At 41.9% G+C, this 19,302-nt stretch carries 17 protein-coding genes and 5 pseudogenes; 15 read left to right on the top strand and 7 right to left on the bottom strand.

Annotated elements, in window-relative coordinates; translation table 11 throughout:
* The first annotated feature begins 49 nt into the window (after positions 1 to 49).
* The 3 genes and pseudogenes from TT11_RS14525 (at position 50) to msrB (ending at position 3,022) form a co-directional block, all read left to right on the top strand.
* Entirely contained in the window at positions 50 to 1,354 is a 1,305-nt protein-coding gene (locus TT11_RS14525; RefSeq protein ID WP_261870958.1) for an iron-containing alcohol dehydrogenase, read from the top strand.
* Positions 1,355 to 1,808: 454 nt separating this feature from the next.
* Positions 1,809 to 2,353: pseudogene (msrA, locus tag TT11_RS14530) on the top strand (peptide-methionine (S)-S-oxide reductase MsrA); the annotation flags it as partial.
* A gap of 168 nt (positions 2,354 to 2,521) precedes the next feature.
* Positions 2,522 to 3,022 (top strand): peptide-methionine (R)-S-oxide reductase MsrB, encoded by a 501-nt coding sequence (gene msrB / locus TT11_RS14535; protein ID WP_261870982.1) that lies wholly within the window; start codon positions 2,522 to 2,524, stop codon positions 3,020 to 3,022.
* 97 nt (positions 3,023 to 3,119) lie between these two features.
* Here the strand turns inward: msrB and folE are convergent, their stop codons facing one another.
* The gene (folE, locus tag TT11_RS14540; protein ID WP_261870959.1) at positions 3,120 to 3,716 is read right to left on the bottom strand and encodes a GTP cyclohydrolase I FolE; all 597 of its coding nucleotides are present in this window, start codon (positions 3,714 to 3,716) and stop codon (positions 3,120 to 3,122) included.
* A gap of 541 nt (positions 3,717 to 4,257) precedes the next feature.
* On the opposite strand from folE, the pseudogene TT11_RS14545 reads away from it, so the two are divergent.
* Both TT11_RS14545 and TT11_RS14550 read left to right on the top strand, forming a co-directional pair.
* Positions 4,258 to 5,068: pseudogene (locus tag TT11_RS14545) on the top strand (enoyl-ACP reductase).
* 117 nt (positions 5,069 to 5,185) lie between these two features.
* Complete coding sequence (locus tag TT11_RS14550) at positions 5,186 to 5,911, top strand: YoaK family protein (RefSeq protein ID WP_261870960.1); 726 nt, start codon at positions 5,186 to 5,188, stop codon at positions 5,909 to 5,911.
* A 38-nt stretch (positions 5,912 to 5,949) separates the two neighbouring features.
* Here TT11_RS14550 and TT11_RS14555 read toward each other — a convergent pair whose 3' ends face one another.
* The gene (locus tag TT11_RS14555; protein ID WP_167669405.1) at positions 5,950 to 6,114 is read right to left on the bottom strand and encodes a hypothetical protein; all 165 of its coding nucleotides are present in this window, start codon (positions 6,112 to 6,114) and stop codon (positions 5,950 to 5,952) included.
* Between the two features lie 391 nt (positions 6,115 to 6,505).
* Here TT11_RS14555 and TT11_RS14560 point away from each other — a divergent pair, with 391 nt between their 5' ends.
* The 9 genes and pseudogenes from TT11_RS14560 to hrpA all read left to right on the top strand — a co-directional run bounded on the left by TT11_RS14560 (position 6,506) and on the right by hrpA (position 14,939).
* Positions 6,506 to 7,927 carry a DASS family sodium-coupled anion symporter gene (locus tag TT11_RS14560; RefSeq protein WP_165596973.1) on the top strand — a complete coding sequence of 474 codons (1,422 nt, stop codon included), beginning with the start codon at positions 6,506 to 6,508 and terminating at the stop codon, positions 7,925 to 7,927.
* A 155-nt stretch (positions 7,928 to 8,082) separates the two neighbouring features.
* Positions 8,083 to 8,385, top strand: a complete 303-nt coding sequence (locus tag TT11_RS14565; RefSeq protein WP_261870961.1) for a hypothetical protein — start codon at positions 8,083 to 8,085, stop codon at positions 8,383 to 8,385.
* Positions 8,348 to 9,085, top strand: a complete 738-nt coding sequence (locus tag TT11_RS14570) for an alpha/beta fold hydrolase (RefSeq protein WP_261870962.1) — start codon at positions 8,348 to 8,350, stop codon at positions 9,083 to 9,085. The genes TT11_RS14565 and TT11_RS14570 overlap by 38 nt, the downstream gene beginning before the upstream one ends.
* Entirely contained in the window at positions 9,078 to 9,425 is a 348-nt protein-coding gene (locus tag TT11_RS14575) for a metallophosphoesterase (RefSeq protein WP_261870963.1), read from the top strand. The genes TT11_RS14570 and TT11_RS14575 overlap by 8 nt, the downstream gene beginning before the upstream one ends.
* Positions 9,395 to 9,871, top strand: coding sequence for a metallophosphoesterase (locus TT11_RS14580; protein ID WP_261870964.1), 477 nt, complete (start codon positions 9,395 to 9,397; stop codon positions 9,869 to 9,871). Before TT11_RS14575 ends, TT11_RS14580 begins: the two co-directional genes overlap by 31 nt.
* Positions 9,872 to 9,955: 84 nt before the next feature.
* Positions 9,956 to 10,099, top strand: coding sequence for a DUF1543 domain-containing protein (locus tag TT11_RS14585; RefSeq protein ID WP_261870965.1), 144 nt, complete (start codon positions 9,956 to 9,958; stop codon positions 10,097 to 10,099).
* 34 nt (positions 10,100 to 10,133) lie between these two features.
* A complete protein-coding gene (locus TT11_RS14590) occupies positions 10,134 to 10,547 on the top strand; it encodes a hypothetical protein (protein ID WP_261870966.1) in 414 nt (137 codons plus the stop codon).
* Between the two features lie 159 nt (positions 10,548 to 10,706).
* Complete coding sequence (locus TT11_RS14595; RefSeq protein ID WP_261870967.1) at positions 10,707 to 10,901, top strand: hypothetical protein; 195 nt, start codon at positions 10,707 to 10,709, stop codon at positions 10,899 to 10,901.
* Positions 10,852 to 14,939, top strand: a pseudogene (gene hrpA / locus TT11_RS14600) (ATP-dependent RNA helicase HrpA). Before TT11_RS14595 ends, hrpA begins: the two are co-directional and overlap by 50 nt.
* Before the next feature lie 55 nt (positions 14,940 to 14,994).
* Here the strand turns inward: hrpA and TT11_RS14605 are convergent.
* The 4 genes and pseudogenes from TT11_RS14605 to TT11_RS14625 form a co-directional block, all read right to left on the bottom strand.
* On the bottom strand, positions 14,995 to 15,267 hold the full coding sequence (locus TT11_RS14605; RefSeq protein WP_261870968.1) for a hypothetical protein: 273 nt from the start codon (positions 15,265 to 15,267) through the stop codon (positions 14,995 to 14,997).
* Between the two features lie 335 nt (positions 15,268 to 15,602).
* Positions 15,603 to 16,285, bottom strand: a pseudogene (locus tag TT11_RS14610) (DUF2071 domain-containing protein).
* A 186-nt stretch (positions 16,286 to 16,471) separates the two neighbouring features.
* Positions 16,472 to 16,615, bottom strand: a complete 144-nt coding sequence (locus tag TT11_RS14620; RefSeq protein ID WP_261870971.1) for a helix-turn-helix domain-containing protein — start codon at positions 16,613 to 16,615, stop codon at positions 16,472 to 16,474.
* Positions 16,615 to 17,331, bottom strand: a complete 717-nt coding sequence (locus TT11_RS14625; RefSeq protein ID WP_261870972.1) for an AraC family transcriptional regulator — start codon at positions 17,329 to 17,331, stop codon at positions 16,615 to 16,617. The genes TT11_RS14620 and TT11_RS14625 overlap by 1 nt, the downstream gene beginning before the upstream one ends.
* Before the next feature lie 166 nt (positions 17,332 to 17,497).
* On the opposite strand from TT11_RS14625, the pseudogene TT11_RS14630 reads away from it, so the two are divergent.
* A pseudogene (locus TT11_RS14630) lies at positions 17,498 to 17,910 on the top strand (organic hydroperoxide resistance protein).
* Positions 17,911 to 18,081: 171 nt separating this feature from the next.
* Here the strand turns inward: TT11_RS14630 and TT11_RS14635 are convergent.
* Positions 18,082 to 18,999, bottom strand: coding sequence for a DMT family transporter (locus TT11_RS14635; RefSeq protein ID WP_261870973.1), 918 nt, complete (start codon positions 18,997 to 18,999; stop codon positions 18,082 to 18,084).
* Positions 19,000 to 19,302: the final 303 nt, after the last annotated feature.

Here is a 19,302-nt window from a genome sequence, read left to right on the forward strand (position 1 = left end):
ACGGTCTTTATTGCAGTTAAAACCATCATTAAAAAGGATTTTTGTGCTCATGAAAACACGAAACAGTATTACTAAATTGGTAAAGAACAACAGCTTGCAGCATGCTGGTTATTTGGCTGTCGCTAAGACTCGGGCAAAGGTATTAAAAGCAGTATCTTATGTGATACCTATCAGAAGACCGATGTTATTCGTTGGTGAGACTGCCTGCGATGAGCTATGCGATATGCTTATCAATGAAGGCAATACCAATGTGTTTATTGTCACGGATACAGTGCTCAACAAACTGGGCATACCTGCAAAAGTTACCGATTATCTAGATGCGAAAAATATCAGTTATCACATCTATGACGGTATTACGCCAGATCCTACTTTTAAAGTAGTTGAAGAAGGGCTACGTCAGTCTATAGAAGCCAATTGTGACTCTATCGTAGCCATTGGCGGCGGCTCAGTAATCGATGCGGCTAAAATGATAGCCATGTCTCAAGGCAACAAGTGCAAGCCAAAGCAGCTAATCGGTATTCTTAAAGCAAGAAAGCCTGCGACTCCGCTATACTGCGTACCAACGACGGCTGGCACGGGTTCAGAAGCGACACTTGGCGCAGTAGTATCGGATGATAAAACGCATCAGAAAGCACTGTCTATCGATCCAAGAATGGTACCGCTAGCCGCAGCGATTGATCCAGTTATTATGAAAGGCATGCCAGCCCATATTACAGCAGATACTGGTATTGATGTATTGACCCATGCTTTAGAAGCATGGATGAGTGCCAATGCCAGCGTAGAGACAGATTACTATGCAGCCTCTGCCGTAAAGTCTGTTATGCATTATCTACCACTAGCTTATAAAGACGGTGGCAATCTAAAAGCAAGAGAAGAGATGGGTATTGCTGCTCATTACGGCGGGATCGCCTTTAATAAAGCAGGTCTGGGCTATGTGCATGCTATCGCGCATCAGTTAGGCGCTTACTATAGTATTCCTCATGGTCGTGCCAACGCCATCGTGTTGCCTTATGTGCTCGACGTCAATCGCAAAGCGAGCAAGAAAAGACTGGCTGCATTGGCTAAAAGAACCGGTATGGTACAGAATGGTCAAGCAGCTAATGGCGATAGTGAGATAGCAGATAACCTGATTGCGCAAGTTAGAGGCTTGATTGCAGATCTAAATATTGATCCGACTGTCAATGGTATGCAAACCAGCGACTTTAATGATATTGCAAAGGCAGCTGCAAAAGAAGTCAGTGATACTTATGCCGTGCCAACCTATCTGTCAGCCGCTGAGATCAAAGAAATTCTAACGAAAATTAAGCAGGCAAGTGACGAACGTGCTGATAGTAATAATGAAACAGCGTCATAGTTTTTGATAAAGCTAGTGTTATTAAAATAAAAAAAAGTCTATTACTCTTTGGAGGATAGGCTTTTTTAATGCATTTGAGATAATAAAGTTTCCGTCTTATTTCCATAGTTAACTCATACTAAAATATATAATCGTTATCAAACAACCGTTTAATTTATCTTGTGATTAGGGCGTGTCCTCATTTTAAAAATGGTGATAAAAATGAGATAAATTGCAGTCAAACAAGGAAAATAGCGCAGATAATATCGAGATATTAGTCAGCTATTTGACACCGTTTGGCAAGATTTAGCCATTTTTAACCCATTTAGATGACTATCGATTGAATTGAGGACACGCCCTAAACTCAGTTGATAAAAAATATCTTAATAAACTGTAAATATATAACAGTATAGGAATGTTTCAGTGATACAAAAGCGTTAGGATATTTAAAGGACATTACGCTTAGGAGATTTTTATGAATCGCATATTACCATCTAAAATCATAGGGTTAGTTATCATAGCGAGTAGTGCGATTTACGCAGGCTGCGCATCAACTGAAAACAGCTCTACTATAAAGAACACAACTGCCGCTAACCCATATGCACCGACTACACCAGGATTAGCAGTAGCCACGGTAGCGGGTGGGTGTTTTTGGTGTGTTGAAGCAGGTTATGAAAAAATCCCTGGCGTGGTAGAGGTCGTATCTGGCTATACGGGTGGCACCGCTGAAAACCCAACCTACAAGCAGGTATCAGCAGGTGGTACTGGGCATACAGAAGCCGCGCAGGTGTATTATGATCCTAAGAAAATTACTTACAATGGCATAGTACAGGCGCTATGGAGAATCGCTGATCCTACTGATGATAAAGGCAGTATGTTGATCGTGGCACACAGTATCGTCCAGCGATTTTTTATAACAATGCGCAAGAAAAGCAAATCGCAGAAGCGGCCAAGCAATCACTGCAAGCATCTGGTGTGTATGATAAACCAGTAGTGATTGAGATTGTTCCTGCTAGCACTTTTTATCCTGCTGAAGAGTATCATCAGGATTACTACAAAAAGAACCCAATACGCTATAAAGCCTATACCTTCAATTCTGGTCGCTATCAGTTTATCGAGAGTGTCTATGGTAAAAACTATGAGCTTGATTTTAGTAAGTTTACGCCCGAAGCAGATAGCACACAGCCAGTGACGTCAAATAATACATCGGATAGCAAAGTAAGCAAAGGTTTTAACCCAGATACATTCGTAAAACCTTCACAAGATGCGCTAAAGAAGTCCCTTAGTGACATTCAGTACAAAGTCACCCAAAAAGAGGGTACTGAGCGCGCCTTTGATAATGAGTATTGGGATAACAAAGAGCCTGGATTATATGTAGACGTCGTATCTGGTGAGCCACTGTATTCTTCGCGTGATAAATATAAATCTGGTACGGGCTGGCCGAGCTTTACTCGTCCATTGGATACGAGCTTAGTGGTTGAAAAGCCAGATCGAGGGATATTTGGAACCCGTACTGAAATTCGTAGCCGTTACGCGGACTCACACGTAGGCCATGTATTTGACGACGGTCCAGCACCCACAGGCAAGCGCTATTGCATGAACTCAGCAGCTCTCCGCTTTATTCCGCTTGCAGATATGGAAGCTGCTGGTTATGGTGACTGGATAGATGATGTAAAACCAGTTGGTTAGTGCTATTTCCTATCACTCAACCAAATAAAAAGGACGCATCATATGCGTCCTTTTTATTTGGTTGTTATTCACAACAGCCTAATCAATTAACAGCGACTTAAAACGCTGGTTGACGTTTAGGTACCGCACCCAAAAATTCATTACGGGCTTGATTGTCGTGTTGATATTCACCAAGCATCGCGGTACTACGCGTGGTTGAATGTTGTTTGCTAACACCGCGCATCATCATACACATATGCGATGCATCCATGACGACTGCTACACCGCGGCAGCCAGTAACATCCATGATAGTATGTGCAATCTGCTCACTTAGGTTTTCTTGTATTTGTAAACGACGGGCAAACATATCGACGATACGGGCAAATTTTGACAGTCCCAGTACTTGGCCGTCAGGTAAGTAGCCGATATGAGCGACACCATGGAACGGTAGCATATGATGCTCACACAGTGAATAAAACTCAATGTTCTGTACCAGTACCAGCTCGCGATTGGCTGATGGAAACACAGCATCATTGACCACTTCTTCTATGCTTTGATGATAGCCTTGAGTCAGATGGGCAAAGGCCTTTGCAGCACGTACAGGCGTATCTAGCAAACCCGGACGATCTAAGTCTTCGCCAGTTGAAGCAATCAGTTGGCGATAAGATTCGGTACTTTCTTTATAATCTGGGGTTATGATGGGGGTGTTACTCATAAGTTTGGCAGCCATCCAAAATGTGGGTGTAGCTTAACGTTGAATCCTATCATGTGAGGATTCTTATAAAAATTGTGCAAGCTGGGAAGGGCTGTGATTATACTCGAAATCTGCTGAACTTCATACTGCTGTGGCTAGCAGTTGAGTCTTTAATCAATAAAGGGGTGCTTGGTACTTAATCGAAACGGTTGTAGTGTTAATATTCGAAGTGCAATTTTCTCATAAAATAAGCAAACTACTATAGTCTGAGTATTTTATCGTGAAGCGTTGATGCTAAAATGCAATCTAATAACTCACGAAAAACTCTCACTGTCGATACTACTTGAAGTGATAAACTGCTATTAGTCATTTTGACGTTATTAGTTGTTTGTATCAGTCAATCCAATAACAAGCACCAAATACAGTTTACGACTGTTTACTTAAATTAATTCGTGTATAATAACTCATCTTTTCATTTGTACTATTTAGTAGTCTCAATCTTCTAATTACTCTAAATAAATTCTTATTCTAAATCATCTCGATTGATTCAAAAGGAAATCTTATGCTACTGCAAGGACAACGATTTGTCGTAACTGGCATCGCAAGTAAACTCTCTATCGCTTGGGCTATCGCAGAAGCGCTGCACCGCGAAGGGGCATCACTAATTCTGACTTACCCGAATGACAAAATCAAAAAACGCGTCGATATGGCCGCTGAAAAATTTGAAGCAGATTTGGTTCTAGAATGTGACGTAGCTTCTGATGAGTCAATTGCTGCGTGCTTTAAGCAAGTGACTGCTCATTGGGGCGACGGTATTGATGGTGTGGTACATGCCATTGGTTTTGCACCGATGGATCAGCTAGACGGCGATTTTGTTAGCGCAACGACTCGTGAAGGCAGTCACATCGCGCATGACATCTCTAGCTATAGCTTCGTTGCATTGGCTAAAGCGGCTCGTGAATTACTAGCGATGCGCCATGGTTCTATGTTGACACTGACTTATGAAGGTAGCATTTCAGTATTGCCAAACTATAATGTCATGGGTATGGCAAAAGCCAGTTTAGAAGCCAGTGTTCGTTATTTAGCAACGTCTATGGGCGGTGAAGGTATCCGTGTTAATGCGATATCTGCAGGTCCTATCCGCACGCTAGCGGCTAGTGGTATCAAATCTTTCCGTAAAATGCTCGATATCAGCGAAAAAAATTGCGCCATTACAACGCAATATCACACAGACAGAAGTAGGTAACGCTGCGTTATTCTTATTGTCGCCGTGGGCATCTGGTATCACAGGTGAGATTATGTTCGTTGATGCGGGTTTCAATACAGTTGCTATCAGCGAGCAGTTGATGATGCTTGATGAACCAGCACAGTAATTGTTATAGATGATTCGTTTGATAATAGAAAAGACAGCCAAATGGCTGTCTTTTCTAGTTATACTATGAGTCTTTTTGGCTACGTGCTTTTTGGCTGCGTGCCTTTGGACGAGGGATATGATAACCAAGTTACCAAAGTGGATACTATGGGGCGGGGCGGTATTGGCCTTTAGTGCTGGTTGCGTGAATACGACGGCGTTAATGGGGTTTGCCAATTTATCAGTGTCGCACGTCACGGGCAATGTGAGCTTGTTTGCAGCGGCAATCGCTCATTCAGACGCGCGTAGTATTTTATATATTGGTACCTTGTTGCTGTCCTTTTTGGCAGGGGCTATACTAAGCGGCTTTGTCATTGGACAGACATCATTGAAACTCGGTCGTCGTTATGGACGAGCGCTATATCTAGAAGCAGCACTACTGTTGGTTAGCTATTGGTTGTATCAGCAGCATGATTACTTAGGGCAATTAGCAGCAGCAATGGCATGTGGACTGCAAAATGCGATGGTCGCAACTTATAGTGGGGCGGTCATTCGGACCACCCACTTGACAGGGCTGACCTCAGACATGGGGGCGGCAATTGGTAATTGGCTTGCTGGTCGTTCTATTAGTAAGCCAACCTTAGGGTTTCAAGCCATTATCTGGTATTGTTTCTGCGGTGGTAGCGCAGTAGGCGCTTTCTTGTTTGCAAAAGTCAGCTATGATGCGCTGCTTGTACCCATCGCAATCGTTCTAACATCAGCATTTATATATAACTATGTCTCAGATCATCTGCCAGAGGTGAGAGAAACAAAACTAAAAAAAGCGCTCATCATCATGACAAGCGCTTCTTATTTTTGCTGTTAATACTAGATAACTGGCTTTATCTGCCGTTCTGCCATCTTTTATTTTGCGCCTTCTTCTTGATGATCTTCATGCTCATGCATACCTTGCATCATATCTAGCGCTGAGTCGTCAGTACGCTGTTGATCTTCTTTGGCCAGACTATCTTGATTGATGTCTTTTGGCGCCATTTTTGTGGTTGCATCGGTTTTATTTGCATCTGTCATAGTGTCATTCCTTTTGTTTTTATTGATAATTTTCTATTCAACCTTCTGATTATGTGGTATCGGTTTTTACTTGTATAGCCCCAAATGATGAATGTTTGAATGCTTTATGTAATTTTTATCAACCAAGGCGTCCATTCAAAGCAGTGAGAACAAAGTAGTGAGAAAGCTACTATTGAAAAATCTCACAAAGTCGAGAGGTGATTATCATTAACGAATCAAACAGATATCCTAAAAAAAACAAAATTAATCAAAATGTATTCATATATAAGTTATTCTGATATGATATTTTCGCGCGTAATGTTCGCTATATGAATATCATGATGTCTTATAATAAGTGTGTGTTGCAATAATTTTGACTTCATACTCACTTTGGATGCGATAAGGATAATTTATGTCAGAGAAAAAGCTGGATAGCCATATTCCTGATGATGGTAACGAGTATTTATTTACGGATACATTCCCAAAGGGAACGGGAAAAGGATTGATCGTGGTCGCCATTGCGGCAATCATTAGTTTTATTATTTATAGTGTATTGCCATTTGAGGTCAGTGCTAACAAAGGGCTAGCAATGCTGTTTTTTATCGGCGTGCTATGGCTCACTGAGGCGATACACGTCACAATCACTGCGATCTTGGTGGTTGTGGTTGGGACATTAATTGGCATTCCTGATTTTAATGCTGAAGTCGGTCTGCAAAGCTTTGCTAGTCCCATTATTTATCTCTTCTTTGGTGGTTTTGCCTTGGCGGCCGCGTTACATGTACAAAAGCTTGATAGAAAGATTGCGCTAAAAATTCTATCGTTGTCGGGCGGCAAGCTCAGTACAGCAGTATTTTTGATATTTGGTGTGACGGCATTCTTGTCCATGTGGATATCGAATACAGCGACAACGGCAATGATGCTCCCATTGGCACTCGGTATTTTAACGCAAGTTGATAGTAAAGAAGATCGCGGTACTTTTGTGTTTGTACTGCTTGGTATTGCTTATTCAGCAAGTTTGGGTGGTTTGGGCACGATTGTCGGCTCGCCACCAAATGCCATTGCTGCAAAAGCATTGGATATCGCATTTGTTGATTGGATGAAGTTTGGTATCCCAATGATGCTGATACTATTACCAGTACTGTTGGGTGCGATGTATTTGTATCTAAAGCCGAACCTAAACCGTACTATGCAGCTAGAGCAAGATGAAATCATTCCTTGGACCAAAACCCGCCTATTAACAATTACTGTTTTCATTGTCACGGCAGCTAGCTGGATGTTGTCTAAACAAATTGGGGCTGCAGTTGGTATCGAAGATACAGATGCCGTTGTCGCGTTGCTTGCAGCAGTGGCGGTCGTGAGCTTGGGTCTAGTTTCTTGGAAACAGGTATCAGACAACACGGATTGGGGCGTGCTCATGTTATTTGGTGGCGGTATTGCGCTATCAAATATCCTAAAAGTATCAGGTGCGTCATTAGTGTTAGGCGAGACGGTTGCTAATGGCTTACAAACAGCGCCACTATTGGTGGTGATGCTTGCAATCTCAGCCTTTATTATTTTCTTGACAGAGTTTGCATCAAATACGGCTTCAGCAGCGCTCTTAGTACCTGTGTTTGTGGCAATTGCCGAGCATATGGGTATACCGAGTGAGGTCTTAGTACTTATTATTGGTATCGGTGCGTCCTGTGCCTTTATGCTACCAGTTGCTACGCCGCCGAATGCTATTGTGTTTGGTACAGGTTTGATCAAGCAAACAGAGATGATACGTACAGGTGTCATCCTTAATATTATCTCTACTATCATCGTTGGGTGTTGGGCATACTTTTTCTTACTGTAGTTAAATAACTCATGTAGACACAGTCATATGTACAAATGCTAAAAACCCCAATGTTCAAGACAAATTGAACGTTGGGGTTTTTTATGGCTTATCGTATGAGATAACGGTATAGAATGTTTATTATTAACGTCATCTTATTAAATGGATTTGATCACATGACACAGTATTTATTGAAAGCAGTTGTTCTCATAGTGCTAGGCGCAATTGCCGTGTTAATGGTATTTATAGCAAAATACTGGGCACCTGATCGTACCGTCGCTGAGCTAAAACAATGGCAACTACCCAACAGCGAATTTATAGACATACAAGGTATGCAGGCGCATGTAGTGCAGTCAGCTAACTGTTATAAAAATCGTGACAATGCAGCCGAAAAAAAACCGACCCGAAACAATCGTTTTATTGCATGGTACATCGGCAAGTTTGCATACATGGGAGGGCTGGACCAAGGCGCTGTCTGATCAATACTGTGTCGTGAGCATGGATTTGCCAGGGTTTGGTTTGACAGGTCCTTATGTGGACGAGAGCACACAATATAGCAGCGAAAATTATGCGGCGTTTGTCATTGAAGTACTTAATCATTTGAAGCTGGACCGTGTCACGCTAGCTGGTAATTCATTGGGAGGCAAGGTAGCGTGGCGTACTGCAGCTTTGTATCCTGAGCGTGTCAATCGATTGATATTGGTAGATTCAGTTGGTTATCCAGCAACGCCCAAACATATTCCTATTGGTTTTAAACTTGCTAAATATCCAGCGATGTCACCAATTTTAAATCGCATCCTACCCAGAAGTGTTGTTGAGAAAAGCGTTTTAAGCGTGTATGCAGACAATAGTAAAGTAAACGATGCCTTGGTTGATAGATACTATGAATTGACCCTACGCAAAGGTAATCGTCAAGCATTAAGTCGTCGCCTAAATGAGACTGATGATGACAGTGATCAAGCTCAAATAAAGCAGCTGGACATACCGACTTTGATCTTATGGGGTGCAAAAGATGATCTTATTCCTGTAGAAAACGCCGCGTTATTTCATAGAGATATACGTGATAGTCAGCTTAAAATATTTGATAACTTAGGTCGTCATGTACCGCACGAAGAAGATCCGTTAGCAACCGTTGACGTTGTAAAGCAGTTTTTGATTAGTGAGTCAGGAAATGGATAACTTAGAAAAGAAACAGATAACAACCATCGCTGCGATTTCAGATATTCATAGTAATGTCTACGCCCTTGAAGCTGTGCTTGCCGATATAAGATATCGAGATGTTGATCAGATTGTCAATCTTGGTGATATTTTATACGGGCCAATAGCACCTCATGCTACCTATGAGCTATTAATGGCAAATCGAGATGATATTATTACCATTAGAGGCAATCAGGATAGGCAGATTTATGAAGCCACTACGGCAGAAATTGCTAATAATCCAACCATGGGTTTATTATCAAAGATCTCTCTAAAAAAGCGATTGAATGGATGCGGTCTTTACCATTTGATTTTCATGTAAGTGAGGATGTATACCTCTGCCACGGTTCGCCGACCGATGACATGATATATTTACTAGAGGATATCGAAACGGGTCAACCAATAGTGCGTAATGATGCGACTATATTGGCGTTACTTGATGGTATTGATAATGATGTTATCTTATGTGGTCATACACACATCCCGCGTACAGTAGTACTGTCGTCAGGACAAACTATTGTGAATAGTGGTAGCGTTGGCTATCCAGCTTACGAAGACGATTTGCCTATTATTCATAAGATGCAAACTTATTCGCCTCATGCTAATTATGCTCTTATCAAATGTATTGAGACTCAACAAGGTAAACATTGGCAAACTGAGCATGTCAGGGTCGCTTATGACCATGAAGCAGCAGCAAATATGGCTCTAAGAAACGGACGTGAAGATTGGGCATTTGCATTGAAGACGGGTAGAGTGATTCCAGTATGACAGTACTTAAAAACGTTCTATCCTAGCAATGACAGCATTACCTTTAGATTAACTATGGGTTTTATTTAATAGAGATTACGTAAAATGCTAACACTATATATGGTTCAATTGGGCGGCCGTCCTAAAGGCCGTTTGATTGAGCAACACGATATTTTCTTTGGTGCAGCCAGTCAAGTGAGTGACTTGATAGGAGATATCAATGAACATTGGCCTGAGGTAAAAAAATAAATGGCATATTGATTCGTATCGAGCGATTGCCAAAGTGGGTAGTTATGCCATTAAGTTAATTGAACCAAGTCAGCAATTAAAGGCTGCTGCTGACTTAAAGTTATTCTTTATCAATCTAGGTGGCTATCAGCAGGACAGTTTTGAAGAATTCCATTATAAGCTACTCATCGTTGCACCTAACCAAGCTGACGCGATCAAACAAGCAAAAAAAAGTGATTTTTATAAGCAATCTACTTTTAAAGATAAAACGTCACCTTTCAATGCAGCTTCTCATATTGATGATAAGTTTGCAGTAGATATAGATGACATATATAACGTAAATGATCTTATCTCCAATGTTCAGCTTTCGATTGAGCCTATTAGTGATACAGATGAGCTGAATGCTAAAGAAGACAAAGAGTACGTCGGCTATCTAAGCATCAAGAATTTAAAGAAATTGGCGCTATAATAGATTTATCTAAATTTCATAAAAGTAACTCAATACACGCTTGATTAAATAAACCTAATGGACAGCTTACGAGAGCAATCAGGACTCGACTAACTTGAATCATACCCCAATTACCCCCATAATCTAACCAATTCTACATAATAAATAGCCTAAGCAAATATGCCCAATACTTCTAAGCCCAATATTCCTGAAAACAGCGATTCAGATACATCTATTGTAAATGAAACTCAAGATACTAAGAAGCCAGCAGTACCACTGGCGGATTTACCAGTACTTGCCAAGAATAGCTATTACTTAAGCCGTCTTGAACGTGAGCTGGCACGTGCTGCTGTGCCTAAGAATAAAAAAATCTAATCATGATTCTAAAGAAAAGAACAATTCAGATGATGTACTTGCCAAGAAACGTGCTCAGTACGAGAAAATAAAAACGCGTTCTCAAGAAGCTGTGCAAGCACGTATCGATAGTATTCCAAGTGATTTACCTGCCAAACTAAACCTGGATTTGCCTGTTAGCCAACGCGCAGAAGACTTAGTACAAGCGATTATCGATAATCAAGTCATTATTGTCGCTGGCGAGACGGGTTCTGGTAAAACGACGCAGTTGCCTAAGCTTGCGATGTTAGCAGGACGAGGTATTACAGGCCAGATAGGGCATACACAGCCCAGACGATTGGCTGCTCGTAGTGTGGCAAACCGTATCGCAGAAGAGTTAGGTGAGCCATTAGGTAATACTGTCAGTTTTAAGATTCGCTTTAATGAGCAAGGGACAGCGCAATCTGTTGTAAAGCTCATGACGGACGGTATTTTACTAGCTGAACTAGGTCATGATCGGTTTTTGAGTAAGTACGATACGATTATTATCGATGAGGCGCACGAGCGTAGTTTAAACATTGATTTTATTATGGGTTATCTCAAAAAGATGCTGCCCAAGCGCCCAGATTTAAAAGTTATTATTACCTCGGCGACCCTTGATACTAAGCGCTTTAGTGAATACTTCAGCGTTATGACAATAAGCTCAAACGGCAAGTCCCTGCACCTATTTTTAATGTAGAAGGGCGTAGTTTTCCAGTAGAAGTCCGTTATCGTCCGTTGACAGATGAGCCAGTGAATAGCTCGGAAGATGACAGCTACGATGATTTTGAAGAGAACCTGCCGCGTGCTGTGGTTGCCGCTGTCGAAGAGTGCTTTAGCGATGCGCAGAGCAAAGGCCACGCCGATCAAGCTGATATTTTGATATTTGCTGCGACTGAAGCAGAGATTCGCGAAACGCAAGAGGTGCTTGAGCGTCATGGCCCGCGCCATACAGAAGTACTACACTGTTTGCACGGCAGACTTATGAAGAGCAGCAGCGTATTTTTCAACCATCAGGTCGAGGTCGCCGTATTGTTATCGCGACCAACGTTGCTGAGACTGCATTGACCGTACCGGGTATCCGCTATGTGATTGACTTAGGTTTTGCGCGGATTTCGCGTTACTCGTATCGCTCGCGCGTACAGCGTTTACCGATTGAAGCGATTTCGCAAGCAGCGGCCAATCAGCGTAAAGGTCGCTGTGGCCGTGTTGCCCCAGGTGTTTGTATTCGTCTTTATAGTGAAGAAGATTTTAGTGGTCGTCCTGAGTTCACTGAGCCTGAGATTCTACGTACCAATTTAGCGTCAGTAATCCTGCAAATGGCCAATCTACGTCTGGGTAGTGTGGATGACTTTGAATTTATTGAGCCGCCTGATAGCCGATTGGTCACTGATGGTCATAAATTGCTAGATGAACTGGGCGCTATTACTTCTAAGAAAGATACCGCTGCTCAGGACAAAACCAATAAGCCAAAAGCTAGAAAAGGGCTTGATCACCTGCGTTTGACAGCAACTGGTCAGAAAATGGCACGTATGCCAATTGATCCAAGGCTGGCACGTATGCTTGTGGCTGGTTCTGACTTTGATTGTATTCGCGAAATGCTAATCGTTGTGGCTGCGCTTGCTGTGCAGGATCCACGCGAGCGTCCTGCCAATAAACGTACGCAAGCGGATCAAAAGCATGCGGTCTTCCGTCAAGACGATTCTGACTTTTTGTTTTATTTGAGTCTATGGAAGGCGCTGTTTGAAAAAGATGAAGACGGCAATAAACTGTCTGGCAATCAGCGTAAGCAGTTTGCTAAGAAAAATTATCTGAGCTTCCCGCGTGTACGTGAATGGCATCAGACGCATCGTCAGTTGGTACAGATGGTCACTGAGCTGAAGCTAACTGATGTTAATGAATCAAAAGCTGCTGATAAAAATGTGGCTGTAAATGATCCAACAGCGATTGAAGACGAAGAGTTAAAAGCAGTCAAGTATGCCAATCTGCATAGAGCGTTATTGACGGGTTTATTGTCTATCATCGCGCATAAGACTGAAAGCCGCGGTGAGTATTTGGCTGCGCGTCAGCAAAAGGCCAAGATATTTCCAGCCAGTACGGTGTTTAAACAAATACCACCTTGGGTAATGGCGTTTGAAATGGTGGAGACTTCACAAGTCTTTATGCGTACTGTTGCCAAAATCGAACCAGAATGGATTATCTCAGCGGCAGGTGATTTGCTGAAATATCATTACTTCGAACCACATTGGTCCAAGAAAACAGGACGCGTCAAAGCCTACGCACAGATTAGTCTGTTTGGACTGATTATTATTGGTAAGCAGCTGACCAACTATGAGCAAGTTAACTTAATTGAATCACGAGAGATATTTATCCGTGATGGATTGGTGACAGGTAACTTTGGTCGCAACGCGCCTTTTTTTTACAGCACAATATGGACAAGATTGCTCATGTTGAACGTATCGAAGACAAGTTACGTCGCCGTGATTTGTTGGTGGATGAAGAGACGCTCTATCAGTCTATGACAAGAAAATCCCTGAGCATGTCGCCAGTCGTAAAGCATTTGAAGATTGGCGTGCAGAAGTCGAAAAGCATGATGCCAAGCATCTGTTCTTCACTGATGAAGACGTACTTAATAGCCAAGCACCGACTACAGGAGACTTCCCAGAAGTGTGGAAGCTAGGCGATCTAAAACTGCCGCTCCGCTATATCTTTGATCCGGCCAGCGATGATGATGGTGTGACCATACGTGTACCGCTTGCCGCATTACCGCAGCTCGACGCGATTGAGCTACTGTGGGGTGTGCCCGGTTGGCGCTATGAATTGGTATTGCAGCTGCTCAAGTCACTGCCAAAGGAGATACGTCGTCAAATCGTACCGATACCCAATACTGCAGACAGTTTGTTTGATGAGTTGCAGCCAAAGGGTGGACAAGGATTGCTGAAACAGCTATGTCAGGCATTGCATCGTCGCGGTATCATGTCGGTGACACCAGAGAACTTCAATCCATCTACGATTGATCGCTATTTGCAGCCACAAATCTGCGTGGTCGATGAGAAAAACCGTATCATCGAAAAAGGCCGTGATCTGCAAACCCTACAGATTCGTCATGCATCTGAAACCAGTCAAGCGGTAAATGAACAGCAAGGCGTGCATACTGAGTTTCCTGAGCATTTTGCTTTCAGCAAAAATCATCATAGTGCAGGTGTGGTGATGAAACAGTTTGCAGCGCTCGTCGCTGATGAAGCGGGAGAAGCTGTATCGATTCATCAATATACTGATGTCAATGCAGCACTTCAAGCACATCGTATCGGGGTGCTGACTTTAATAAAAGGCAAACTTGGTGCAAAGAAAAAGCAGCTAACGAGCCAAATCGATAGTATATTTAAACTGGCATTTGCGCCACTTGGCGACATGGATAAACTTAAAACAATCGTTATAGATGCTGCGTTAGACGCGGCTCTCGAAGAGCACTATGTCTTATTTGATCATTCTGAGAATTTACCAGAAAGCGCCGATGACATCGCAGTTGGATTGAGCGAGGAGCTACCGTTTACCTCTGAGGAATATACCCAAACTCTTGAAGTGGTGGTGAATAATTTCTTATTAACTGGTCAAAGCGTTATCAAAACGCTTAAGAATGTTTATACTCGTTGGCAACGTATTCGCCAAGGACTACTGATGCTAGATCGCGAGATATTTGGTGAGTCTATCGATGATATCGAAGATCAGTTAGAAGATTTACATTTGGCTGATTTTGTTTATCGGATGGATTATAGCCATTGGCAACAGTATCCACGCTATCTTGAAGCGTTACAGATTCGACTAGAGCGTTTGGAGCACAACCTCGACGCCGACCTTGATGGTGTCTACGCGCTTGATTTGCATATGGAGCGGCTAGCAGGACGTGCGGATAAAGAAGCTATCAGTGAGTATCGCTGGATGGTGGAGGAATACCGTATTCAACTGTTTGCCCAGCCTATGAAAACTCGTATGGCAGTATCGCCCAAACGTCTAAGCAAAATGTGGGATAAGATGGGTTAGAGTAGGCGGTGTTCCAAATAAAAAGGCCAGATTAGCAATCGCTCATCTGGCCTTTTTATTTGGATAATATTTTATTTAATGACTGATTTTTTTCTGTCAACACACCCATACTATAGAGCACAAACGTAATCACAGTGATTGCCACGATAAATGGGGTTAATGCCCAAATCACGATATTTATTAATAATGAAGGCACGAGTCCATCAAACAGCTCAATATCTGGAGTAAAAAACTCAGTCATCACATCGACAGAGCGCTTGGCAATGGGAAATAGTAACGTACTAAGAGCCAATATATAGACATATTTGTTAAAACCTGGGTCACTCATGACAACTATAAAGTAAAACCCTAAGAAAAAAAGCAACGCCTAGCGCCCAGCATTTTAGAGTGTAACTTAAACGAATCATGTTATCTCCTCCCCAATCTATGCAAATATCATCTACTGAAAACAGCTCGAATACATTCATTTTTTTAAATATATACTATATGTTATATTACGGATGTATAGTGAAAGTCAACTGTTTTTTTGCTTGAACAACAAATTTCTTTTGGCTAAAAAAATGAGAAAGTGTAGAGATCTCTTGAGTAGGCATTGGCCTTGAAACCTAGTTATCAATGGGAGTTTCGATACTCAGATGAATTCTTGTAGCCAAAAGATAGTAGTCAATCAATAATCTGTGGTGGTAAATAAATGGTAAATTCATTCAATGGCTCTATGAGTACGCTGTAAGGCTGGTTTTGCTCTGAAGGAGTCACAATACCTAAGGTTGATAAGAGCTTGAAGTCGGCAGAGATAAGGGAGGCGGTTCTGACATTGAGTCTTTTATGCCAAACTCGATAAGTACCAAGCTTACCATCACGACGATGATAAAATCCTGCCAATGGATGGGTCAAGTAAACAAGAGCAGACTCAGTATCAGGAAAACCTGTAAATGCAAAAACATCCTCTACCTTTTGTTCAAGAGACACTTCGGCAGTAGCCCATTCTGAATCAGCAGTGACCGAGTATTTTGTATATCTACCAGTCTCATTATCAAAGTGACAATCGAAAGTCATATCAGCACTATGCCATGGCAGATTCCATAAATATCTAGGTATTGCCAATGTCCAAGAATCTAGGTCGTACCTAAAAACCATACACAGCGTTCGCCTGTCTCTATATCTATGATGTAGATACGATAATTGGTCTGCCCCATCGTGAAGGTTGGAAAAGGAAAAACGGCAGAGGTAAAATCAACGTCAATAAATGGGACAACAGAAATCAAGCCTTTTTCTATACCATCTATCATTACTGTATCAAGCTTGAACCGATCGGGAAATATACCCTCAAATCTCTCTGCTGGCACCGCATAAGTGATAATAGAAAAGTGCTTTAGACCGCAGGTAACATCGAGTCCTGTCGGCTTGGGTCTGTCATGTAAATATCTTCAAAATGTCTTAATTCTTGCACGATATTTCCTTATATAGCTATGATGGGGATACTCAAAAAAACTTATGATTTGTATTCGCTGTAGATATAAATAATGAGATGGCTACCACATTAGCTCACTACTTGGGCTCACACCAAACAATCGCTTATATTCGCGGCTAAATTGACTGGGGCTTTCGTAACCTACTTGCATGGCAATCTGTGATATCTGTGCTCCATGCACCTTGATCAGCCGCCTCGCTTCCATTAATCGCAAGCTTTTTTTTGATATTGTAATGGGCTTAATTGGGTAATTTCTTTAAAGTGCTGGTGAAACCCTGAGATGCTCATACCGCATCGACTGGCTAAGCTCTCAACCATAATAGGTTCATCTAAATGCGCCTTTATCCAGTCAGTCGCTTGGGCAATGCGGTGTGTATGGCTACCGCTAACGACCAATTGCTTAAGTTTGTTGCCTTGCTCAGCCAAGAGTAGGCGATAGTATATTTCTTGTTGAATTAAAGAAGACAGAAAATCAATATCGTTTGGATAATTAAGCAAGCGTATCAATCGATCAAACGCGTCCATTATGGTGTCATCTAGGTGCCACTTTATCCCTAAATGGCTGCCTGCCATTGGTTGTGTGGTCGGTAGCTGCGCTAATACATCTCTAATCATGGCTAAATCTAATTTCATTGATAAAACAATGACAGGGTTTTTTATCGAAGCATGTTTAATATGCATACTTAGCGGTATATTAACTGGACAGAACATCAAGTTACTATTGTCAAACCTTTGACAGTCAGCACCCAAATAAATCTCGCGTTCTCCCTGCAATACAATACAAATACTTGGCTCTTGAATATAGCTTACGGCTTTGCTTGGTTTGTCCGCGCAGTAAAAGAACAAGCCTGAAACAGCGGACTCGATGGTTTTATTTCTAGGTAGTACTGCTAAAAGTTGGTCAATAGTCGTTTGATTCATCACGAGTGCTTATTTTATAGAGTTGCCTGATAGTATGAATATTTGTAGGATTAGGCAAGAGTTATAGAGGTTTGTTCTAACGTATAAATGCAGAGGATTCTATAATAATCTCATCGCAACAGCGTAAGTACGACCTCTAATAATATGAAACAAGGAATAATTACTCATGAAAATATTTTATAAAACGCGTGCAACCGCTACTGGTGGACGTTCTGGCTATACTGGATTAGACGATGGTTCTTTAGGATTTGACTTGGTATCTTTTCAAGAGCAAGACAAAGAAGGCGTGAATCCAGAACAGCTTTTTGCCATGGGTTACGCGGCTTGTTTTGATAGCGCTTTGAGCATGACTGCACAGCACATGAAATTGCCTGTTACCGCTTCAAAAACCTCTGCGCAAGTAGGTATCGGTATGAAAGCTGACGGTAGCTACAACCTAGAGATAGAGCTGTCTGTAGAAGTATCAGGTATTGATGAAGCGCAGGCGCAGCAGTTGATCGAGCTACGCATCAGGTGTGCCCGTATTCTAATGCTACTCGCGGCAATGTCGATACTCGTCTAGAAGTTACTGTTGCTTAAATGCTGTTGTTCAACGACTGTTGACCGTAGACTAGCAATATTAAAATAATAACTCGAATATAAAACGCCTCGATTTATAAGAGTCGGGGCATTTTATGTTGTCTGGTAGAATCATAAGCTGGAACTTTTTCTGAGCAGTTTAGCTAATGATAGGTTGTTAATAGCATTATTTTATACCGGTACTTTTTTATTTAAGGTAAACACCAAGACCGCGCCCAAAATGACCGTACTTGCGATAATAAAGGGCATAGTTAACTGCTCAGATAAAAATATCACACCTAGCAACGCAGCAATCACAGGGACACATAGCTGAACGATAGCGGCTTGTGTGTTTTTCAATAGTGGCATCGCTGTATACCAGATACTATAGCCCAACCCTGAGGCGATCGCTCCGGATGCACAGGCGAGTAGTACACCTTCAATGGTAATAGCATCCAAATTGATATTTTTCAAACCTAAGTCATCTAGATACGTCATACCTACCAGTAGTAGTATAGGCACAGCGACTAAACTACGCACAAAATTAAACCCTGTCGCTCGCAGCGGTGAGACACATGATTTGCCGCGTATACTATATACTCCCCAAGCTATGCCGCTCATAGCCATTAACGCTGCAGCCAATGGTGACGGTATGGCAGCGGATGGCAACATCAGATATACAAACCCCGCCACTGCAACGACAAACGCTAACCATTGTAGCGCGCTGAGCTGTTCTTTTTTATAGATACCCCAGCCAATCATCGTCAGCTGAACCGCTGAAAACAAAATCAATGCCCCAGTGCCAGTATCCAGCTCTACATACGCAATTGAAAAGCACAGCGCATAAATCACCAAGCTGAGACTACTTAACCAACTGCCTTTGTCATTTAATATAGCGTGGACAGTAGATTCGTCATGATTAGACGTTTGGCGTCGCAGTCTGTAAGCATGTATAGCCATGATAATACCTAGACAGGCCGTCGCACTCACTAGCCTGATGATGGTAAAGCTCCAAGCATCGATGTAGCCTTCCGCCAATGCCATTCGGCAAAACAGAGAATTTGCAGCAAAGGCGATTAACGCAATAATAGTATAAATCGTGGCTTTCAAAAGTAATTCCTACAATGAATAAATGGCACAAAACAGGCAAACATAGGATTTTAGTTTTAGGTCTTAAGATACGCTGTTATAACGAACGTTTATTCTTAGCAAAGATAATAGATTTATAACTGATTAATTCAATTCATGGTTCGTAGCTGTCTCACAGGACAGGATATTTTGTCGTACTTATGGCAAAAAGTCTCTTTTAAATCAGAATAACGATAGTTGTATTGACGATAAGGTCTAAAAATAGGGATGATGTGCTTTGCATCAAATGAATCTTTAGAACAACATTCATTAAACACAATAAAT

This window comes from Psychrobacter sp. JCM 18901 (assembly GCF_000586435.1).
Taxonomy (GTDB): Bacteria; Pseudomonadota; Gammaproteobacteria; order Pseudomonadales; family Moraxellaceae; genus Psychrobacter.

Coding starts and splice junctions, on each gene's coding strand:
- TT11_RS14595 (WP_261870967.1), top strand. CDS start 10,707: ATGCCCAATACTTCTAAGCCCAATATTCCTGAAAACAGCGATTCAGAT.
- folE (WP_261870959.1), bottom strand. CDS start 3,716: ATGAGTAACACCCCCATCATAACCCCAGATTATAAAGAAAGTACCGAA.
- TT11_RS14620 (WP_261870971.1), bottom strand. CDS start 16,615: ATGGAAGCGAGGCGGCTGATCAAGGTGCATGGAGCACAGATATCACAG.
- TT11_RS14575 (WP_261870963.1), top strand. CDS start 9,078: ATGGATAACTTAGAAAAGAAACAGATAACAACCATCGCTGCGATTTCA.
- TT11_RS14565 (WP_261870961.1), top strand. CDS start 8,083: ATGACACAGTATTTATTGAAAGCAGTTGTTCTCATAGTGCTAGGCGCA.
- TT11_RS14525 (WP_261870958.1), top strand. CDS start 50: ATGAAAACACGAAACAGTATTACTAAATTGGTAAAGAACAACAGCTTG.
- TT11_RS14625 (WP_261870972.1), bottom strand. CDS start 17,331: ATGAATCAAACGACTATTGACCAACTTTTAGCAGTACTACCTAGAAAT.
- TT11_RS14555 (WP_167669405.1), bottom strand. CDS start 6,114: ATGACAGATGCAAATAAAACCGATGCAACCACAAAAATGGCGCCAAAA.
- TT11_RS14580 (WP_261870964.1), top strand. CDS start 9,395: ATGCGGTCTTTACCATTTGATTTTCATGTAAGTGAGGATGTATACCTC.
- TT11_RS14560 (WP_165596973.1), top strand. CDS start 6,506: ATGTCAGAGAAAAAGCTGGATAGCCATATTCCTGATGATGGTAACGAG.
- TT11_RS14605 (WP_261870968.1), bottom strand. CDS start 15,267: ATGAGTGACCCAGGTTTTAACAAATATGTCTATATATTGGCTCTTAGT.
- TT11_RS14550 (WP_261870960.1), top strand. CDS start 5,186: ATGATAACCAAGTTACCAAAGTGGATACTATGGGGCGGGGCGGTATTG.
- TT11_RS14585 (WP_261870965.1), top strand. CDS start 9,956: ATGCTAACACTATATATGGTTCAATTGGGCGGCCGTCCTAAAGGCCGT.